Source organism: Nocardia anaemiae NBRC 100462 (genome assembly GCF_001612725.1).
Classification (GTDB): Bacteria; Actinomycetota; Actinomycetes; order Mycobacteriales; family Mycobacteriaceae; genus Nocardia; species Nocardia anaemiae.
Map to the genome: position 1 here is coordinate 1 of NZ_BDAZ01000010.1, position 16,805 is coordinate 16,805.

Consider the following 16,805-nt stretch of genomic DNA (forward strand, 5'->3'; position numbering starts at 1 on the left):
CGCCACCGCGCTCGCGCCCCAGACCACCGCGGTATTGGGCTGCACACTCACCGGAACGCGGCCGGGATCGGTCGCGGTGACCGTCAGCAACTCGGTGGTCCACGCGATGCCGAAGGTGCGCGAAAGGGCCTGGGTGGCAGCCGAAGAACTGATATCCGGACCGAGATCGCGGGGCAGCAGCGATACCGCGTCACCGACCGTGACCACCTTCCCGAGCAGTGCCTGCCGCAGCGTCGCCGCCGGAATGGTCCTGGTGGCATGCACCGAACCGCTCACCGAGATCTGCTTTGCGCCGTAGACCGTCGCGGGGGAGACCACCACATTCGCGTCCTCGCGCAGGCCCGCGTTGGACAATGTCACGTCATCCAGCAGCGCAACCCCGGCCGGTGTGCCCGCAGGAGCCACCCCGACCACCGCGGCCGTGCGGCGCGCCCCGATCAGCGCGATACCGTCCCATTCCCGCAGGCCGAGCGCGGTCAGCGCCTCCGGATGCAACCGGACCACCCCGCGCCTGGCATCTGCGGCGGAGGGATTCAGTCGAGCGGTGAGCGCGAGTTCTGCCACTGTGCCATTCTGCCCGCGTCGAGGCCTGGTTGGTCAGTGGTCTGCCGGATAGATCCCCAGAGGCGCGGAAAAACATCGATGGGGAGTACCTCGATCCGCCATTTCCCCCGGCCACCCGAAATTGTGAATGTGCTCACGGAACCGAAAACGGTCGCGGATCGTCGTCGATTTCACCGATCGGACGGGCAATCGCGGCGGTGCGCTCTGACCAGTAATTTCGCCGCGGCGGCTGGTACGCCTGTCCGAGTCGATCGCATCGGCCTCGGCCGATCACGCCGCCCAGTTTCCCGATTGACGAACACGGATGTGCGACAACGAATTCCACCCGCTAACGTTCTGGGCCCGCCCCTTGTCGGGCGGGACAACAAAGTGGAGGGAATTCAAGAAATGAAGTTCGGAAAGATCACTACTGCTGTCTTCATGGCCGTCACCGCGGTGGGGATTACCGCGGCTACCGCCAATGGGCAGCCCGCCGTGGCGACTGACCATCCGGCGGCAGTGACCCAGGGGGGCGTGACTTCTGGTGTTGCACACGGAATCAACTACCACACAACGGTTTCCCCAACTGATAAGACCATCACCTGGGCGGTTGACAGCGGCCGGTTCGAGCTCGCCTCGGACGGTGCCGCAGTGCTGCTGAAGTCCGACGACGGCGCGACGGTGGACCAGGTGCCGCTGCACTCCGAGGTCGCCGGACTTCCGATCGCGGTGAGCCAGCAGATCAGCGCGGATGGCCACACCCTCGCGCTGACTTCGACGATGACCCCCGCCGACACCGCGAAGCTGAACGACATCGCGGGCCTGAAGGACATCAGCTCGTACGACCGGCTCATGGAGCAGGTCAACAAGAACCTGCCCGGCATCGTCATCGGTGCCGTCATCGGGGCCTTCATCCCCTTCCTGTGGATTATCAGCATCCCGGCTGGTGCGCTGATCGGCGGATACGTCATGGGCGGCCAGGAGTTCCTGGACGCCGTGATCGCGTTCGCCACCGGTCAGCCCTGATCCTCGCGCCATAAGTAGAACGCGCGTACACGGCGACTGTCCGCCGTGTACGCGCGTTCTGTGTGTGGGCCGCTGGTGCCGCGACCGAGCAGCGCGGGCCCTACTTGTCCTTCTGGACGATCCCGGCGGCCACCGCGACCGGGGTATCGGCGTAGCTGGGTGCCAGGCAGACGAGTTTGGCGGTCCCGAGTGCGACATTTGGGCTGCCCTCGAACTCGCTGCCCGGATTCTCCGCGAGCACCTTCTCGATCAGCTCCTTCTCCTCGGTGCTGTCCAACTTCTTGAATGCACCGCAGGTGGTGCTCGAAGCCGGGCCGAGCGAGGGGTAGCTCACCGTGGTCTTGGTGGTGGTCGGTGCGTCGGCGGCCGTGGTCGCCGCGGCGCCGGTCGCGGACGTGGTGCTCGCAGGCGTACTGGTGCCCGTCGCGCCCTTGCGCAGACCGTTCGCGTCGGAGCTGGAATCGTCCGAACTGCCACATCCGGCCAGCGCGACGGCCACCGCCCCGGTGGCTAGGACGATGGCGGTAATTCGCTTGATCACGTGCGTTCCCAGGTAACTCGCGGCGCCGGAGTCTCCGGCGCGTCCGGTGCAGGCTACCGGGTGAGATCGTTTTGGTGTCATAGAGCCCACAGTGCGGTGCGGGCCTTACGTTTTTCCCAACGATCCCCGAGGGTCAGTGGATGCGGCTCTGCCAATCGGCGGGCACCCGGCCGCGCGGGCCCGGCACCGGCTGGTCCACCGGATGATGCGTCGGGGGTGCGAGTTCCGGTCCGCCGCTGTACATCTCCTCGGAGCGGAAGTCGAAGAACCAATCCTCGCCCGGCTCATAGCTCTGGATGAACGGATGTCCGGTGTCCTTGGCGTGTTTGGAGGCGTGCTGCTCCGGTGAGGTGTCGCAGCAGCCGATATGGCCGCACTGCGCACAGCGCCGCAGGTGCACCCACCAGCCCTGGGCCGCTTCACATTCCATACAGCCCGGACCGCTGGGCGCGACCGCGGGATCGATGCCCTCCAACTCCTGCGTCATCACTGACCTCCTACATTGGCTTCGGCTGCCTCGCCGGATTCCGGCATTTCTTCGGGACGATGCAGCGGGAGCCAGACCGTGAATCTGGTATTGCCCGGCTCGGAATCGAGCTGGATATCGCCGTGGTGCTTGTTCACCACGATCCGGAACGAAATATCCAGGCCGAGACCGGTTCCCTCGCCGACCGGCTTGGTGGTGAAGAACGGTTCGAAGATGCGGCTGCGCACCTCGGCCGGTACGCCGGGACCGGTATCGCCGATCTCGACAACGACGCAATCGTTTTCGTGCCTGGTGCGAATGGTGAGCGTGCCCGCGCCGTTCATGGCGTAGACCGCGTTATCGATCAGATTGGTCCACACCTGATTCAATTCCGCCGCGTAGCAAGGCACTTCGGGCAGCGTCCGGTCGTACTCCTTGACCACCTCGACGCCGTCGCCGATCTTGCGGCTCAGCATCACCAGTGTGCTGTCGAGCAGTTCGTGGATGTCGACCACCTGGAACGGCGCCCGGTCCATCTGCGAATACTGTTTGGCGGCACCGATCAGGGTGGAGATGCGTGTGGTCGAATCGGCGATTTCGTTCATCAGCAATTCGGTCTCGATGGTGTAGTTCAGCCATCGAATCGCGCCTTGGAACACCTGGTCGGGACTGCCCTCCAGAGTGGCCGACACGCGTTCCAGCCAGTCCACATCGAAACCGGCCTGCACGAAATTCGGGGCCAGGTTCCAGCTGTCCTCGATGCCGTGCTCCTCCAGCCATTCGCTGAGGATGTCTTCGCGCTCGGAGGCCTCCAAGGTGGTCAACTCCGGTGCCTTGGCGACCTGGGCGGCGGCCTCCTCCTGCAACCGCACCAGCGCTTCCAAGGATTCGGTGTCGAATTTGCCCTGGGCCATCATGGCCAACTTGTGCCGCATGCCCGCGACCCGATCGCGCAGGCCGGAGGTGGCGCGCACCGCGGCGGCGGCCGGATTGTTCAGCTCATGGGTCAGACCCGCCGACAGCGAGCCGAGTGCGAGCAGACGCTCGCGCTGGGCGATTCGCTGCGCGGAGTTGCGGTTACCGAAGAATGCGCCCTCGAGCAGGTGCACGGCCATCGGGAACCAGTCGTGCATCATTCGCGCGAAGGCGCCCGCATCCAGGACGAAGAAGCGCGACCGACGGGTCACATACATCGAACCGGTATACGTCTGGTCGACCTTGTCGCCCAGATATGCCGTCCACGCGCCCGCGTACGCGCCGCGATAGTCGGTGCGCGTGGTCTCGATCTCGGCGCCGCCGGAGAGCTTGGTGAGCTGCACCTCGCCCTCGATCAACACGTAGAAGCAGGTGGCCGGATCGCCCTCGCGGAAGACCAGTCCCGGTTCGATGGTCTCGATGCGGCCATCGGCGCACAGCAGCTCCAGCTGTTCGTCGGTGAGCTTCTCGAACAGAAAGAGGCTGCGCAGCTCCGCCGGATCGCAGACCAGATGACTGCTGCGATCCGCTGTTTCCTTCGAATTCATGGTCCAGCCTCCTATCACGCCAGGTACCGATGCACGAGCATGACCGCCATCGCGCCCTCGCCGACCGCCGAGGCCACCCGCTTCGCCGAGTCGGCGTGCACGTCACCCGCGACGAAGACACCGGGGACGCTGGTCTCCAGGTGATGCGGCGGTCTGGGTAGCTCCCAGCCCGCGGGTCTGGTTCCGTCGACGAGCAGATCGGGACCGGCGAGCACATAGCCCGCCTCGTCCCGCTTGACCACGCCATCGAGCCAGTCGGTCTGTGGTGCGGCACCGATGAACAGGAACAACCGTTCGGCCTCGGCTTTTTCTTCCGCACCGGTCCGGTTGTTGCGCAGCACGATCTGTTGCAGGTGATCGCCGCCGTCGGCGGCGATCACTTCGGTATCGGTGTGCACGCGGATATTCGGTATCTGCCCGATCTGCTGGATCAGATAGTGCGACATGGACTTGTCCAGCGAATCCGCGCGAACCACCAGATGCACCGTGCGCGCGTTGCGGGACAGGAATACCGCCGCCTGCCCCGCCGAATTCGCCCCGCCGACGATGTAGACATCATGGTCGGCGCATTCGGAGGCCTCGGTCATGGCCGAGCCGTAATAGACACCGCGCCCGGTGAAATCGTCCACACCCGGCGCGGGATGACGCCGGTAGTCCACACCCGTCGCGATGATCACCGTGTGCGCGCAGAGCCGTCCACCGTCGGCGAACCGCACGGTCCGCGCGGACCCGTTCACCTCCAGCCCGACCACCTCGCGCGTGGTGATCACCTCGGCGCCGAACTTCGCGGCTTGCCGCCGCGCCCGATCGGCCAGCTGTGCGCCGGACAGCCCGTCCGGGAAGCCCAGATAGTTCTCGATGCGCGAACTCTGGCCCGCTTGGCCGCCGGTCGCGGTGCGCTCGATGAGCACCGTGCGCAGGCCCTCGGAGGCGCCGTATACCGCCGCGCCGAGCCCGGCTGGTCCGCCGCCGACCACGATCAGGTCGTAGAAATCACCGGTCGGATTGGTGTTCAGCCCGACGCTTTCGGCCAGCTCGCCGTCGCTCGGCTGCACCAGCGCCTGCCCACCCGGGGTGATCACCACCGGACAGATATTGGGATCGGCGCCCGCGGCCTCGAGCAGCCGGGCGCCTTCCGGTTCCTCGGCCAGGTACCAGCGGTAGGGCAGCTGATTGCGGGCCAGGAATTCGCGCACCTCCGACGACCGTGGGGACCAGCGGTTGCCGACGACCTTGGTCTCGGTGACGGGTTTGTGGTCGTTGCTGCGCCAGGCCTCGAGCAACCCGTCGAGCACCGGATACAGCTTCTCCTCCGGCGGATCCCACGGCTTGAGCAGGTAGTGATCCAGGTCGACGACATTGATCGCATCGATCGCGGCGCTGGTATCGGCGTAGGCGGTCAGCAGTACCCGGCGCGCGTACGGATGCAGGTCCATGGCCTGCTCGAGGAATTCGATGCCGTCCATGCCCGGCATCCGGAAATCGGCGATCAGTACCGCGACCGGTTGGCCACGCAGTTTCATCTCGCGCAGTGCGTCGAGCGCGTCCGCGCCGGACTCCGCGCGCAGAATCCGGTAATCGGCCCCATAGCGGCGGCGCAGGTCGCGTACGACCGCGCGGGAGACTCCCGGATCGTCGTCGACGCTGAGGATGGCCGGTTTCGTAGCAGCGGGTGCAGTCACCTATCGAGTATGGAACGCTCGTCAAACGCGATGCTCGCGCACGAAGTCGAGCTCGGTGGGTGTGAGCAGGCGCTCTAGCTGTTCATCCGTGACCAGCGGGTGGGTGGTGCGCGGCGCGGAGGTGTCTCGGGTAGCGCGGATCTCAGGTTCGATAGCGGGGAGCAGCGGAACCTGATCCGCGTGCCGACGATGTAAGAGCGAGCGCAGTTTCACGGCCGATCACCTCACGCTTGACGGAAAAGCTTGTGGCAGTGTCTGATGCTTCGTCTATCCGTCATTGTGCGCCCGCCATTACAAGGCCGGGCAATCAAATCGCGAAAAAGTGACCCATTTGTCTTCCAACAGCCGCCGACTAGGCTGTTTGCCGAAACGTCAAGTAGTGCTAGACGGACGTCCGTCGCACAGTTCTCCGGAGGCAACGTTGCCGAAGAATATCGAAGCCACGATCGAGATCGCGGCACCGCCGGAACAGGTCTGGGCCGTCGTCGCCGATCTCAAGCGGATGCCCGAGTTCAGCCCGCAGTGCGTGCGGATGCTCGCGCTCGGCACACCGAAGGCCGGTACCTGGACGATCAACCTCAATACCGACGGCAAGAAGTACTGGCCGACCACCGCGCGCATTGTGCGCTATGAGCCCAACCAGGCCTTCGCATTTCGGATCAACGAGAACCGCAGCATCTGGAGCTACACGCTGGAGCCCACCGCGACCGGCACCCGGCTGATCGAACGCCGCGACGTGCCCAATGGCACGAGCTGGTTCTCCCGCAAGTCCATCGACGCCGCGATGGGCGGCGAGCAGCCGTTCGAGGAGCTGCTCGAACGCGGGATGAACGAAACGCTCGCCAACATCAAGTCCGCAGTGGAGGCGGCTGTCGACCGCGGGTAGCGTCCCCTGAACACGAGTCAGGCCCGGTCCGCATCATCGGGCCGGGCCTGACTCATGTTCGATGCGCATGGGAAACCGGCGGTCGGTGGGGGAGGTCGCGTCCTCGACGGCGGACTCGTGCGGTGGGGTGGCGGATACCTGGGACACAAGAATGGTCACTCGATGGAACCGTTCCGGAAGCCGGTGCGTCCATTACTGATACAAGTGCCTGGATCCGACCGGAACTCCACTCCACCCCGTGAACCGTCCTACGGGCCGGGCAGGGTTCTCGGCGGCTGGCATGTACGTGATCGCGTGTGAAGGAGAGTGTCGAGTTGGCCGGGTTTCTAGGGGTAGACATCGATGTGTTGAGTAAGACGGTTCAGTCTCTGCGCGGCGCCGAGCAGGTTCTCAACGATGCGATGAACGCGATGAAGGAAGGCGGCCACGGCGACATCGGGACCAAGACTCTCAACGATGCCGCCGACAGCTTCCAACGGCGATGGAAATTCGGCATCGAACGGATCGGCGAGTCGGCCAAGGCGACCGCGGACGGTGTCGCGCAGTGCCTCGATGCCTATCAGCAGACTGACGAAGCATTCGCCAAGGTCGTCGAGCAGGCCAAGAATGCTGTTGACGGACAGTCGGTCACAGCGTGAGCCAGAACCCGTACCCCTACCTCGGTTTCAACCCTGTCCCGGGCGCACCTGACGACGTGGCGGGGCTGCGCGGGCAGATCAGCACCGCCGCCGAGGCGGTCAAGGAAACCAATCAGCTGTTGAACAGTCTGCGCAACAGCAACGACAACGTCTGGCAGGGCGAGGGCGGCGATGCCTTCCGCGCCCACTTCGATGCCACCCTCGCCCAGGATCTCGGCTACGCACAGAATTCCCTCGAAAAGGCCGTCGGGCTCCTCGCCGAATGGCACACGGACCTGGTGGGCTTCCAGGACACCGCCAAGGCTTTGGAAGCCGAAGCCGCCGAGGCCAAAGGGCAGTACAACAGCGCGCTACAAACATTGCAGCAAGCTCGGTCGAACACAGACCTGGGTCTGGGCAGTATGACCTTCACCGATCCGGTTGAGTTGCAGGCCGCGCAGACCCGCCTCAACGCGGCCACCGCGCAGGTCAACGCTGCCGTCGCTGCAGTCAACACCTGGGAAGGAAACGTCGATTCGATCATCCGTCGCGCGCGAGATCTCGAAAGCACACATGACACCGTGGCTCGGCGGTTCGCCAGCGAATTGGATGCGGCCGCAAAGGATTTCGCGCCCGGCCCGCCGGACAAGAGCATCTGGGATCGCATCACTGATGCGATAAAAGGTGTCGGCCAGTGGATCAGCGATCACCGAGAGCAGATCCACGATGTGTTGGCAGGAATAACTGCGGTTACGGGTCTGCTCGCACTGGTTACACCACCGCCCGCCGACGCGATCTTCGCAGGTATCGCGCTCGTCGCCGGTGTGGGTGTCCTGGCAATGGATGCGCTCGACCCCGAAGTCCGTGACGCATTCAAGGATGTCTTTTCTGGGGATTTCAATGGTGATGCACTGAAGAAGATAGGGATGACAGTGGGTCTTGACAGCCTAGGTGTCATACCTGGCGTTGGAGGCGCGGTAAAGGGTGTGAAAGCATTTACCGAACTTGGAGAACTGGCGCCCGCAGTAAGGGCATTCACTGAGGGAGCGCAAGCGCCGGGAATAGCTACCAAAATTATTGATGGTGTTCCGAATGTTGTCAACAAGGTTCCGCTGATGCCGTCGGCGGTGACCCGATCCATGAGCGATTTCACTAGCTTCTTCGAGGACTTCAGCCAGGCAGGCAAGTCCGAGGCGGGAACCTCGGCGGCTGGCATCGAATTATTCTCACGCGCGGGTAAGGCAGGTCTCGGCCTCTTCAATATTGGGAACGTCGGCAATGGCTGAGACAACGGTAGATATCTGGATTCCGCACGGCTTCATGGAAATGCCTCTGACCGATATCGCGAGCCGGATCGGCGTTGCCCAGGAGATAGTTGGGGAAATGCGGCCGTCGACCATGAAATCCATGGCTCAGGCCATCTTACCCGCTGCCGCAGCACTTTTCACCGAGCTGGCCCACAGGGATACGAGATACTGTGGCATAGGTCGGCATCTGACATCGGACGGAAAACTGATCACATCATGCATCACGGTTTGCGTTTATGAAACCGACGGAGAGAAGATCAACCCCCGATTGGCTTTGACGAATCTGATCGAGTCCAGGGCCGAATCCGGCGAAAAATATGATATCGAGATGGTAGATGTGGGCAGTCGGCCAATGATGTTCGCTGAACGAGTGACAGAGCTCCCCACGCCGGAACTTCCCGGGAGGCCGTACGTGAATAACGCAACGGCCACGTACCAACTCGAAGCGGTAGTGCCGTCAAATGACGGGTCAGCCCTTGCTGCTGTCGAGCTATCGACCGCGGCAGTCGACTATGGTCCGGAATTCCGAAAGATGATGGTCGATATGGCGCAGTCGGTCGAGTTCCGGGCACATAGTCGGTCGACGCCCCGTCTCTCGTCGCTGGACTTGTGAGGGCTTTCATCGTGGAAACATCATCAACTGCCGCATCCTGGCCAGCGACACGCGCCGCGTTGCGAAAGGGCGCGCTGTTGCCGTGGATGGCGCTGGCCGCCGGGATCGCCAGCATTCCAGCATCGGTAATCTTTATCAGTATGGGCGATTCCGGCCACAGCCATTTGGCCCACCGCATGTCCGCTCCCGGGTGCATATTGTCGGTAATCCTGTTCTGCGCGGGGATTATCGGCGGATGCATGCTGTGGATCAGGAGACGGACAAGGCAGATATTGCTGCGGCACCCCTGGTTGGAGTATCGAGTCGGCCATGTCACCAACGGCCGGTACGAGTGGGTTGAGCTGAAAGACGCAAACAACACCCGCATCTCACAACTGATCGTCAGCAGTTGGGTTCATCAAATAGGTTCAGTGGTAGACGGCAACTCTTCGACAGCATGGTTCGCAGGCGATCCACGCAAACGTGGCGTCATATCGGCGCCAGGTGGCGGCGACTTTCGGTACGCATACTATTCTCCGGCGAGACAACCGCCCGCGTTCGCGTTCACCGAGAATCGTTCTGGCGATCGACTCGATCCACAGGGATCGCCGCCGCAGTCCGTTCGCGAATTTCAGTTGAATCCAGACCGCGGTCGCGTGATGATGAAGCCGGTCGGTGAATCAGCGGCGCGGCATGGTGGCTCACAAGACACTCGTTATCCGTCACCCCGCGTGCTCCGTCGAGTCTTGGCCTTCGCACTTGATTGGGCATTACATCTCGGCGTCGGGATCGGCTCGGCGATCGCCGTCAGTCCCGAGTTTTCGGTCGAGGCCGCTACCCGGTTCGATTGGAAGCATCTGGGTGTGAGTCCGATTGTCGTGCTGGGGTTCTGGATGCTGGCGTCGGTAGCCGACCGCGTCGGTGTGCAGGCGATCTTCCACACGACCGTTGGCAAGGCCGTATTCGGATTGCGCGTCATCCGCCCCGACGACGGAACCTTCCCTTCGCTCGGACGATTGTTGGCCGTGTGGTTGGTAGATCTGTATTTAGTGGTGGGGTTTCCGATCGCGCTCGTCGGCAACGGCGATCTACCGGGGCCGGATAGGGTTGGGGACTACTTCCTGCCAGCCGTACGAAGACGAGACCTGCGGCAGCGCAACGAAGTCTGATGGAACTCGTGCGGCCTGTCATCACCATCAGCGAGGCCAGCAGCCGCGACGACAACAAGACCCGAAGGTCGCTGCACCGGCCAGCTGGAACCGGGCACCCAGCAGGTGACCTTCACGGTGAAGGTCACCTGGGGTCCGGGCTGAGCTACTGCCAGTTGGGCAGCGTGACAACCTGCGCGGCGTAGGAAAGACCCGCACCGAAGGCGATCAGCAGCGCGGTATCGCCCGGCTTCGACTCGCCCTTGCGCAGCAGCGCCTCAATGGCCAGCGGAATCGAGGCGGCCGAGGTATTTCCGGTCTCCTCGATATCGTTGGCGAGTGCGCAGTGCTCGGGCAGCTTGAGCACGCGGGCCATGATCTCGATGATCCGGCCGTTGGCCTGGTGCGGGATCATCGCGTCCAGGTCGTCGGTGGATAGGCCCGCGCGATCGATGGCATCGCGGCAGACCTTCTCCAACGAATGTGCCGCCCAGCGGAATACCGCCGTACCCTCCATGGCGAGGTAGGGCCGCACCGCGTCCAGGCCCTTCTCCTCGATTTCGGCGAAGAACTCCATCCAGTCCTTGTCCTGGCGGATCGCATGGTGCTGGGTGCCGTCCGAACCCCAGACCGTCGGGCCGATGCCCTGCTCCTCCGAGGGACCGACCACCACCGCGCCCGCGCCGTCGGCGAACAGGAAGGCGGTCGCGCGGTCCTTCGGATTGATGGTGTTGGTCAGTTTCTCCACGCCGATCACCAGCACATGTCCGGCGGTTCCGGCGCGCACCAGATCCGAGGCCAGCGCGAGCGCGTGACAGAAGCCCGCGCATCCGGCCGAGATATCGAACGCCGCCGTGCCGTTCATGCCCAGCTCGGTGGCGATCTGCGGCGCGGCCGCCGGAGTCAGCAAGAGGTGGGTGGAGGTGGCGACGATGACACAGTCGACCTGTTCGACTTCGACTCCGGCGGATTCGAGCGCGCCGCGAGAGGCCGCGACGCTCATGCTCTGAATCGTCTCCTCCTTCGAGGCGAAGCGCCGCGTTTTGATTCCGGAACGGGTGCGGATCCACTCGTCACTCGAGTCGATGGGTCCGGCCACCTCGTCGTTGGTGACGATCCGAGCGGGGCGGTAAACGCCGAGCCCGAGGATCGCCGTGTGCTCAGCCCCTGTTGTCTGGGCGATTCGAGCAGCCATGATGCGTCTCCTATGTACCTGCGGCGGCGCCGCCGGGTGCTACCCCGAAAGCAAAAAATGAGTCCCTCATCGGCCGGCCGCCTACGTCACCGTAGACATGAGGCCCCCTCATATTAGCCCGAGTCGTGCTTGTTGGGAGTGCGTATTCTCACATTTGACGGGTATACCCCTCGAAGCACGCCCTGTGCTGCGGCGCTGCCCCAACTAGTGATTCGAGGTCACCATGCTCGGACTCGGGATTATCGGGTGGATCATCATCGGCGGTCTGGCCGGCTGGATCGCCAGCAAGATAATGAAGACGGATGCCCAACAAGGCATCCTCCTCAATATCGTGGTCGGTGTGGTCGGCGGCCTACTAGGCGGATTCCTACTCAAGTTGCTAGGCGTCGACGTCGAGGGCGGCGGTCTCTGGTTCAGCTTCTTCACCTGCCTCGGTGGCGCGGTGATTCTGCTGTTCCTGGTGCGGCTGTTCACCGGCCGTAAAGCCATGCGCTGACCGTGGGGTGCCACAGGCTCGATTCCCGTAAGGTGTGAACGCTTGCGCCGACCTATCGTTGAGGGGCGCAAACCGTCTGCATCGAGCACGAAAGAGGAGCCTGTGGCACGCCGTCCCACCCCGCCCGGCACGCCCGAGACGACCGGAGTCGGCCATGTCGTCGATCTGGTCCGGGCCGCGATTCCCCCGCTGCATCCCGCCGGGCTGCCCTTCGTCGCGGCACCGCTCGCGGTGGCGGTAATCGGGGGTAAACGCAAGTGGGTGCGCCGAACGGGGTTGTTGGCCGCCGCGGCCTGCGCGACCTTCTTCCGGCATCCGAATCGGGTGCCGCCAAACCGGGCTGGCGTGGTCGTCGCCCCGGCCGACGGTGAGATCGCCCTGGTCGATACCGCGACTCCGCCCGCCGAACTCGGCCTCGGCGATGCGCCGCTGCCGCGCGTGAGCATTTTCCTTTCGGTGCTCGATGTGCATGTACAGCGCACGCCGATCTCCGGCACCGTGCGCACGGTGCTGCACCAGTCCGGTCAGTTCCGTTCGGCGGATCTGCCCGAGGCCAGTGCGGTGAACGAGCGCAACAGCATGGTCATCGATACCCCCGGTGGCGCGCAGCTCGTGGTCGTGCAGATCGCGGGCCTGCTGGCGCGGCGCATCGTCTGCGACGCGCAGGTCGGTGACAAACTGACCATCGGCGACACCTACGGCCTGATCCGTTTCGGGTCCCGGGTCGACACATACTTCCCGGCGGGCACCGAACTGCTCGTCGAACCCGGACAGCGCACGATCGGGGGCGAGACCGTGCTGGCCGTACTTGCCACCGACTCATGATGGAGCAGGCCCTGCCCACACCGCAGCGAAGGCGCCGGTCCATCCGGCTGTTGCCGAGCATTGTGACAATCATGGCGCTGTGCGCCGGACTGTCCGCGGTGAAGTTCGCCCTGGACGACAGGCTCGACATCTCCTTGGCGATGATCGGCGCGGCGGCCGTACTGGATACCCTCGACGGTCGGCTGGCCCGAATGTTGAGTGCCACCACCAAGATGGGCGCCGAACTCGATTCGCTCTCCGACGCGATCTCCTTCGGTGTCGCGCCCGGTCTGGTGATCTATATCGCGCTGCTGGACAGCAACAGCGCGGGCTGGATCATCGCGCTGGTTTTCGCGGTGAGCCTTGTGCTGCGCCTGGCCAGGTTCAACACCCTGCTCGACGACGACACCCGACCGCAGTGGGCGCGCGAGTATTTCGTCGGCGTCCCCGCACCGGCGGCGGCGTTGATCGCGCTGGTGCCGATCGGGCTGTACGTGCAGTTCGGTGACGGCTGGTGGGTCGGCTACTACGAGGTCGCGGCCTGGACGTTGTTCGCGGCGGGGTTGGCGGTCAGTACGATTCCGACGCTGGCCATGAAGTCGGTATCGGTGGCGCCGCAGGCGGCGGCCGGGCTGCTGGTGCTGACCGCGCTCGCGGCGGCGCTGTTGGTCACGTATCCGATCGTGCTGCTGCTGGTGCTGGTCGCGCTATACCTCGGGCACATCCCGTTCGCATGGCATTCGCAGCGCTGGGTGGCCGCGCGTCCGGAGACCTGGCAGCACAAGCCATCCGAACGCCGGGCCCAGCGGCGGGCGCAGCGCCGACGGCCCGCTCTGCGGCGTCCGGCGATCCGCGGGGCGAGCCGCTTGCGGCTGCGCCGTCCGGGTAAGGAACGTCCGGTAGACGAACTGCATCACTGAGCCGTCGCTGGTCGCAGGTATTCCTTAAGGAATCATCTAGGTCGCGCGGGAATGCTGCAGCTATGAGCGGTGTTGCGGCACTTGGTGGTTTGGGGTTCTGGGGATTCGATCTGGGTCGGGTTTTCGGTGGCGGCCGGACCATCGGATCGGCAGGCGAACTCTCGAAGGCCGGGCGGATCGCGACCGGTACCGTCATCTTCGGCGGCCGAGCACGGAAGAAGGTGGCGGTGGAACCGGACGGATTGCGCGAATTCCAGGCGCATCGCCCGCGTCTGTTCGCGCTCGCCTATCGGATGCTCGGCTCCGCGACCGAGGCCGAGGATGCGGTACAGGAGACCTACCTGCGCTGGGATGGCACCGACCGCAGCACGATTCGCTCGGCGGAGGCCTGGCTGACCACCACGATCGTGAATCTCTGCCGCACCTGGCTGGTTTCGGCGCGGGCTCGCCGCGAGACCTACGTCGGCCCCTGGTTGCCCGAGCCGGTGCCGACCGGGCGCGGTGAACTCGGGCCGCTGGAGACGGTGGAGGAGCGCGAGCTGGTATCGCTGGCGCTGCTGACGGCATTGGAACGGTTGAGCCCGATCGAGCGGGCGGTTTTCGTGCTGCGCGAGGCATTCGGATACGCGCACCGGGAGATCGCGGACATGCTCGCGGTATCCGAGGCCAATTCGCAGCAGATCTTCCGTCGGGCCGGTATCCGGGTGCGTGAGGGGCGGCCGCGCTTCGATGTTCCGGCCGACCAGGCCCGCGAACTGATCGAACGCTTCCTGAAGGCCGCGCGGATCGGCGATCTCGAGGCTTTGGAACGGATGCTCGCCGCCGATGTGGTCTCGACCGCGGACGGCGGCGGTCAGGTCACCGCTGCTCGGCGGCCGATTGTCGGGGCTGCCGCGGTCGCGCGGTATGTGGCCGGACTGTTCCGCTGGGAAGTGCCGGGGATGGCAATGGCGCTGGAGGAGATCAACGGCGCGCTCGCGGTCGTCGTGCGACTGGCGGGCGAGCCCGCACTCGTTGTCGGCGTGGACACCCTCGACGATGCGGTGACCGCGCTGCGCTTGATCGTCAATCCGGAGAAACTGACCCATATCGGTCGGAAGTGACGCGGGTCATTATCCGAGGCTGTCAGCGATCGCCAGGCTGTCCGGTCTGAGGGGTGTCGGCCGATCGAAAGGGAGCCACATCATGACCGGACAGCATCGAATCGTCGTCCTCGGCGCCGGGTACGCGGGGCTGGCGGCGGCCCGCCGGTTGGCGCGCGCCGCCCGCGACGCCCACATCACCGTTGTCGACGCCCGCGCGAGCTTTGTCGAACGGGTGCGGTTGCACCAATACGCTGCGGGGCAGTCGATTCCGGAATGGGATCTGCGAGAGTTGCTCGAGCCCAAGCGAATCCGATTCGTGCAGGCCTGGGCGCACCGGATCGAGCACAAGCGGGTGATCCTGGACGGCGCACCGGATCTCGAATACGACGCACTCATCTACGCGTTGGGCAGTACCAACGATCCGGGCGTGGAGGGAGTGGCCGAGTACGCGTATTCTGTTGCCACACCTGATGGTTCGGAACATTTGCGGACCGGTGCGGCGGGGCGGATCGTGGTGGTCGGTGGCGGCGCCACCGGAATAGAGTTGGCCGCGGAACTTGCCGAGTCCCGGTCGGATTCGCGGGTGTTGCTGCTCGGCTCGGATGAGCCAGCCTCTTGGCTGTCCGCGCGGGCGCGAGATCACGTGCGACGGGTGCTGGAGCGGCTCGGCGTCGAGATCCGTTCGGACGCAAAGGTTATCGAGGTGACGCCGGAGGGCGTCCGGTTGGCTGACGGTGCCGTGGTCGGGGCCGCCGCGACGGTGTGGACCGCCGGATTCGGGGTGCCGGAGCTGGCGCGACGGTCCGGGCTCGCGGTGGACGGGCACGGTCGGGTGCTGACCGACGAGACATTGCGCTCGATATCGCATCCGGATGTGTATGCGGCCGGTGACGCCGCTGTGATCGCGGGTCCGGGTGGTCGGGAGCTGCGGATGGCTTGTGCGACGGCATTGCCCACCGGTAAGTACGCCGCCGATGCCGTTGTCGCCCGGCTGGCCGGTCGTGCGCCGCGTGAGCTGCGGTTCCGGTACTTCTTCCAGTGCATCAGTCTCGGTCGCCGCGATGGTGTCATCCAGTTTCTGCACGCGGACGACTCGCCGGGAAGGACCGTGCTCACCGGGCGGACGGCGGCCTGGTTCAAGGAGCAGATCGTGCGTGGTGCGGCCGGAGCGGCGCGTCCCTAATTCGCGTCAACTAATGGTTGACGAAGTCGGATCGTCAACTTATGGTTGACGCATGACAATCAACGTACGACTCGACGATCTGATCGAGGGCATCAAAAAGGCACGTCCGGACAATGTGCTCGACCAACTCTCCGATGCGGTGGTCGCGGCCGGGCATCTCGGCGAAGTGGCCGATCATCTGATCGGCCACTTCGTGGATCAGGCCCGCCGCTCCGGCGCCTCCTGGACCGATATCGGCGCGAGCATGGGCGTTACCAAACAGGCGGCGCAGAAGCGGTTCGTGCCGAAGGGGCCGGGTGATCCGGCGGAGGCCGCGACCATGGATCCCAGTGCGGGTTTCGCGAAGTTCACCCCGCGCGCACGGCAGATCGTGGTGGCCTCCCAGGAGCTGGCGCGCGACTCCGATCATCGGGAGATCACCGTCGGGCATCTGGTGCTGGCCCTGCTGTCCCAACCGGAGGGCCTCGGGGCCAGGGAGATCGTGGCGCAAGGGGTGAAACTCGACGTCGTCCGGGATGCGGCGACGGCGGCCATCGCCCAACAGCCAGCCGATCCGGCGAAGGTGCCCGCGCTCATTCCGTTCGGACCCGATGCCAAGAAGGTGCTGGAGCTGACCTTCCGTGAGGCACTTCGCCTGGGACACAACTACATCGGCACCGAACATGTCCTGCTCGCACTGCTCGAACAGGAGAACGGTTCCGGGATCCTGTCCGATCTCGGGGTCGACAAGGCGAAGGCCGAAGCCGATCTGGCCGAACTGCTTTCGGTGATCGCCGCCGAGAAATCATGAA

At 64.7% G+C, this 16,805-nt stretch carries 18 protein-coding genes and 1 pseudogene; 12 read left to right on the forward strand and 7 right to left on the reverse strand.

Going from position 1 to position 16,805, the window contains the following annotated elements:
• Window positions 1-564: pseudogene (locus tag NA5_RS07610) on the reverse strand (AAA family ATPase); the annotation flags it as partial.
• 387 nt (window positions 565-951) lie between these two features.
• Here NA5_RS07610 and NA5_RS07620 point away from each other — a divergent pair.
• Window positions 952-1,569: a DUF8020 domain-containing protein gene (locus NA5_RS07620; protein ID WP_062983392.1), complete on the forward strand. Its 618-nt coding sequence runs from the start codon at window positions 952-954 to the stop codon at window positions 1,567-1,569.
• A 100-nt stretch (window positions 1,570-1,669) separates the two neighbouring features.
• Here NA5_RS07620 and NA5_RS07625 read toward each other — a convergent pair whose 3' ends face one another.
• The 5 genes from NA5_RS07625 to NA5_RS07645 all read right to left on the reverse strand — a co-directional run bounded on the left by NA5_RS07625 (window position 1,670) and on the right by NA5_RS07645 (window position 5,994).
• Complete coding sequence (locus tag NA5_RS07625; RefSeq protein WP_245672137.1) at window positions 1,670-2,110, reverse strand: hypothetical protein; 441 nt, start codon at window positions 2,108-2,110, stop codon at window positions 1,670-1,672.
• Between the two features lie 133 nt (window positions 2,111-2,243).
• A complete protein-coding gene (locus NA5_RS07630) occupies window positions 2,244-2,597 on the reverse strand; it encodes a UBP-type zinc finger domain-containing protein (protein WP_062983394.1) in 354 nt (117 codons plus the stop codon).
• Window positions 2,597-4,099, reverse strand: coding sequence for an ATP-binding protein (locus NA5_RS07635; protein ID WP_062983396.1), 1,503 nt, complete (start codon window positions 4,097-4,099; stop codon window positions 2,597-2,599). The genes NA5_RS07630 and NA5_RS07635 overlap by 1 nt, the downstream gene beginning before the upstream one ends.
• Window positions 4,100-4,113: 14 nt before the next feature.
• The gene (locus tag NA5_RS07640; RefSeq protein ID WP_062983398.1) at window positions 4,114-5,781 is read right to left on the reverse strand and encodes an NAD(P)/FAD-dependent oxidoreductase; all 1,668 of its coding nucleotides are present in this window, start codon (window positions 5,779-5,781) and stop codon (window positions 4,114-4,116) included.
• Between the two features lie 21 nt (window positions 5,782-5,802).
• Window positions 5,803-5,994, reverse strand: a complete 192-nt coding sequence (locus NA5_RS07645) for a hypothetical protein (protein ID WP_062983400.1) — start codon at window positions 5,992-5,994, stop codon at window positions 5,803-5,805.
• A gap of 208 nt (window positions 5,995-6,202) precedes the next feature.
• Between NA5_RS07645 and NA5_RS07650 the strand changes: the two genes are divergently transcribed.
• The 5 genes from NA5_RS07650 to NA5_RS07670 all read left to right on the forward strand — a co-directional run bounded on the left by NA5_RS07650 (window position 6,203) and on the right by NA5_RS07670 (window position 10,352).
• Window positions 6,203-6,667, forward strand: coding sequence for an SRPBCC family protein (locus NA5_RS07650; protein ID WP_062983402.1), 465 nt, complete (start codon window positions 6,203-6,205; stop codon window positions 6,665-6,667).
• 296 nt (window positions 6,668-6,963) lie between these two features.
• Window positions 6,964-7,305, forward strand: coding sequence for a hypothetical protein (locus NA5_RS07655; RefSeq protein WP_062983404.1), 342 nt, complete (start codon window positions 6,964-6,966; stop codon window positions 7,303-7,305).
• Window positions 7,302-8,570 (forward strand): WXG100 family type VII secretion target, encoded by a 1,269-nt coding sequence (locus tag NA5_RS07660; protein ID WP_157110284.1) that lies wholly within the window; start codon window positions 7,302-7,304, stop codon window positions 8,568-8,570. The genes NA5_RS07655 and NA5_RS07660 overlap by 4 nt, the downstream gene beginning before the upstream one ends.
• Window positions 8,563-9,204, forward strand: a complete 642-nt coding sequence (locus tag NA5_RS07665; protein ID WP_062983408.1) for a hypothetical protein — start codon at window positions 8,563-8,565, stop codon at window positions 9,202-9,204. The genes NA5_RS07660 and NA5_RS07665 overlap by 8 nt, the downstream gene beginning before the upstream one ends.
• A gap of 11 nt (window positions 9,205-9,215) precedes the next feature.
• The gene (locus NA5_RS07670) at window positions 9,216-10,352 is read left to right on the forward strand and encodes an RDD family protein (protein WP_157110285.1); all 1,137 of its coding nucleotides are present in this window, start codon (window positions 9,216-9,218) and stop codon (window positions 10,350-10,352) included.
• 145 nt (window positions 10,353-10,497) lie between these two features.
• Here the strand turns inward: NA5_RS07670 and NA5_RS07675 are convergent, their stop codons facing one another.
• Window positions 10,498-11,526 carry a beta-ketoacyl-ACP synthase III gene (locus NA5_RS07675; protein WP_062983412.1) on the reverse strand — a complete coding sequence of 343 codons (1,029 nt, stop codon included), beginning with the start codon at window positions 11,524-11,526 and terminating at the stop codon, window positions 10,498-10,500.
• Between the two features lie 223 nt (window positions 11,527-11,749).
• Here NA5_RS07675 and NA5_RS07680 point away from each other — a divergent pair, with 223 nt between their 5' ends.
• From NA5_RS07680 to NA5_RS07705, 6 genes are all read left to right on the forward strand, one after another.
• Complete coding sequence (locus NA5_RS07680) at window positions 11,750-12,022, forward strand: GlsB/YeaQ/YmgE family stress response membrane protein (protein ID WP_062983414.1); 273 nt, start codon at window positions 11,750-11,752, stop codon at window positions 12,020-12,022.
• Window positions 12,023-12,124: 102 nt separating this feature from the next.
• Window positions 12,125-12,847 carry a phosphatidylserine decarboxylase gene (locus NA5_RS07685; RefSeq protein WP_062983415.1) on the forward strand — a complete coding sequence of 241 codons (723 nt, stop codon included), beginning with the start codon at window positions 12,125-12,127 and terminating at the stop codon, window positions 12,845-12,847.
• Window positions 12,844-13,746, forward strand: coding sequence for a CDP-alcohol phosphatidyltransferase family protein (locus tag NA5_RS07690; RefSeq protein WP_062983417.1), 903 nt, complete (start codon window positions 12,844-12,846; stop codon window positions 13,744-13,746). The genes NA5_RS07685 and NA5_RS07690 overlap by 4 nt, the downstream gene beginning before the upstream one ends.
• A gap of 62 nt (window positions 13,747-13,808) precedes the next feature.
• Window positions 13,809-14,849 carry an RNA polymerase sigma-70 factor gene (locus NA5_RS07695; RefSeq protein WP_084483961.1) on the forward strand — a complete coding sequence of 347 codons (1,041 nt, stop codon included), beginning with the start codon at window positions 13,809-13,811 and terminating at the stop codon, window positions 14,847-14,849.
• Window positions 14,850-14,931: 82 nt separating this feature from the next.
• On the forward strand, window positions 14,932-16,014 hold the full coding sequence (locus NA5_RS07700) for an NAD(P)/FAD-dependent oxidoreductase (protein WP_062983419.1): 1,083 nt from the start codon (window positions 14,932-14,934) through the stop codon (window positions 16,012-16,014).
• A gap of 52 nt (window positions 16,015-16,066) precedes the next feature.
• Window positions 16,067-16,804 (forward strand): Clp protease N-terminal domain-containing protein, encoded by a 738-nt coding sequence (locus NA5_RS07705; protein WP_062983421.1) that lies wholly within the window; start codon window positions 16,067-16,069, stop codon window positions 16,802-16,804.
• Window position 16,805: the final 1 nt, after the last annotated feature.

What these genes read in the sequence shown, in the direction of transcription:
- NA5_RS07620 (WP_062983392.1), top strand. Translation starts at nt 952, where the DNA reads ATGAAGTTCGGAAAGATCACTACTGCTGTCTTCATGGCCGTCACCGCG.
- NA5_RS07630 (WP_062983394.1), bottom strand. Translation starts at nt 2,597, where the DNA reads ATGACGCAGGAGTTGGAGGGCATCGATCCCGCGGTCGCGCCCAGCGGT.
- NA5_RS07635 (WP_062983396.1), bottom strand. Translation starts at nt 4,099, where the DNA reads ATGAATTCGAAGGAAACAGCGGATCGCAGCAGTCATCTGGTCTGCGAT.
- NA5_RS07665 (WP_062983408.1), top strand. Translation starts at nt 8,563, where the DNA reads ATGGCTGAGACAACGGTAGATATCTGGATTCCGCACGGCTTCATGGAA.
- NA5_RS07675 (WP_062983412.1), bottom strand. Translation starts at nt 11,526, where the DNA reads ATGGCTGCTCGAATCGCCCAGACAACAGGGGCTGAGCACACGGCGATC.
- NA5_RS07680 (WP_062983414.1), top strand. Translation starts at nt 11,750, where the DNA reads ATGCTCGGACTCGGGATTATCGGGTGGATCATCATCGGCGGTCTGGCC.
- NA5_RS07690 (WP_062983417.1), top strand. Translation starts at nt 12,844, where the DNA reads ATGATGGAGCAGGCCCTGCCCACACCGCAGCGAAGGCGCCGGTCCATC.
- NA5_RS07695 (WP_084483961.1), top strand. Translation starts at nt 13,809, where the DNA reads ATGAGCGGTGTTGCGGCACTTGGTGGTTTGGGGTTCTGGGGATTCGAT.
- NA5_RS07700 (WP_062983419.1), top strand. Translation starts at nt 14,932, where the DNA reads ATGACCGGACAGCATCGAATCGTCGTCCTCGGCGCCGGGTACGCGGGG.
- NA5_RS07705 (WP_062983421.1), top strand. Translation starts at nt 16,067, where the DNA reads ATGACAATCAACGTACGACTCGACGATCTGATCGAGGGCATCAAAAAG.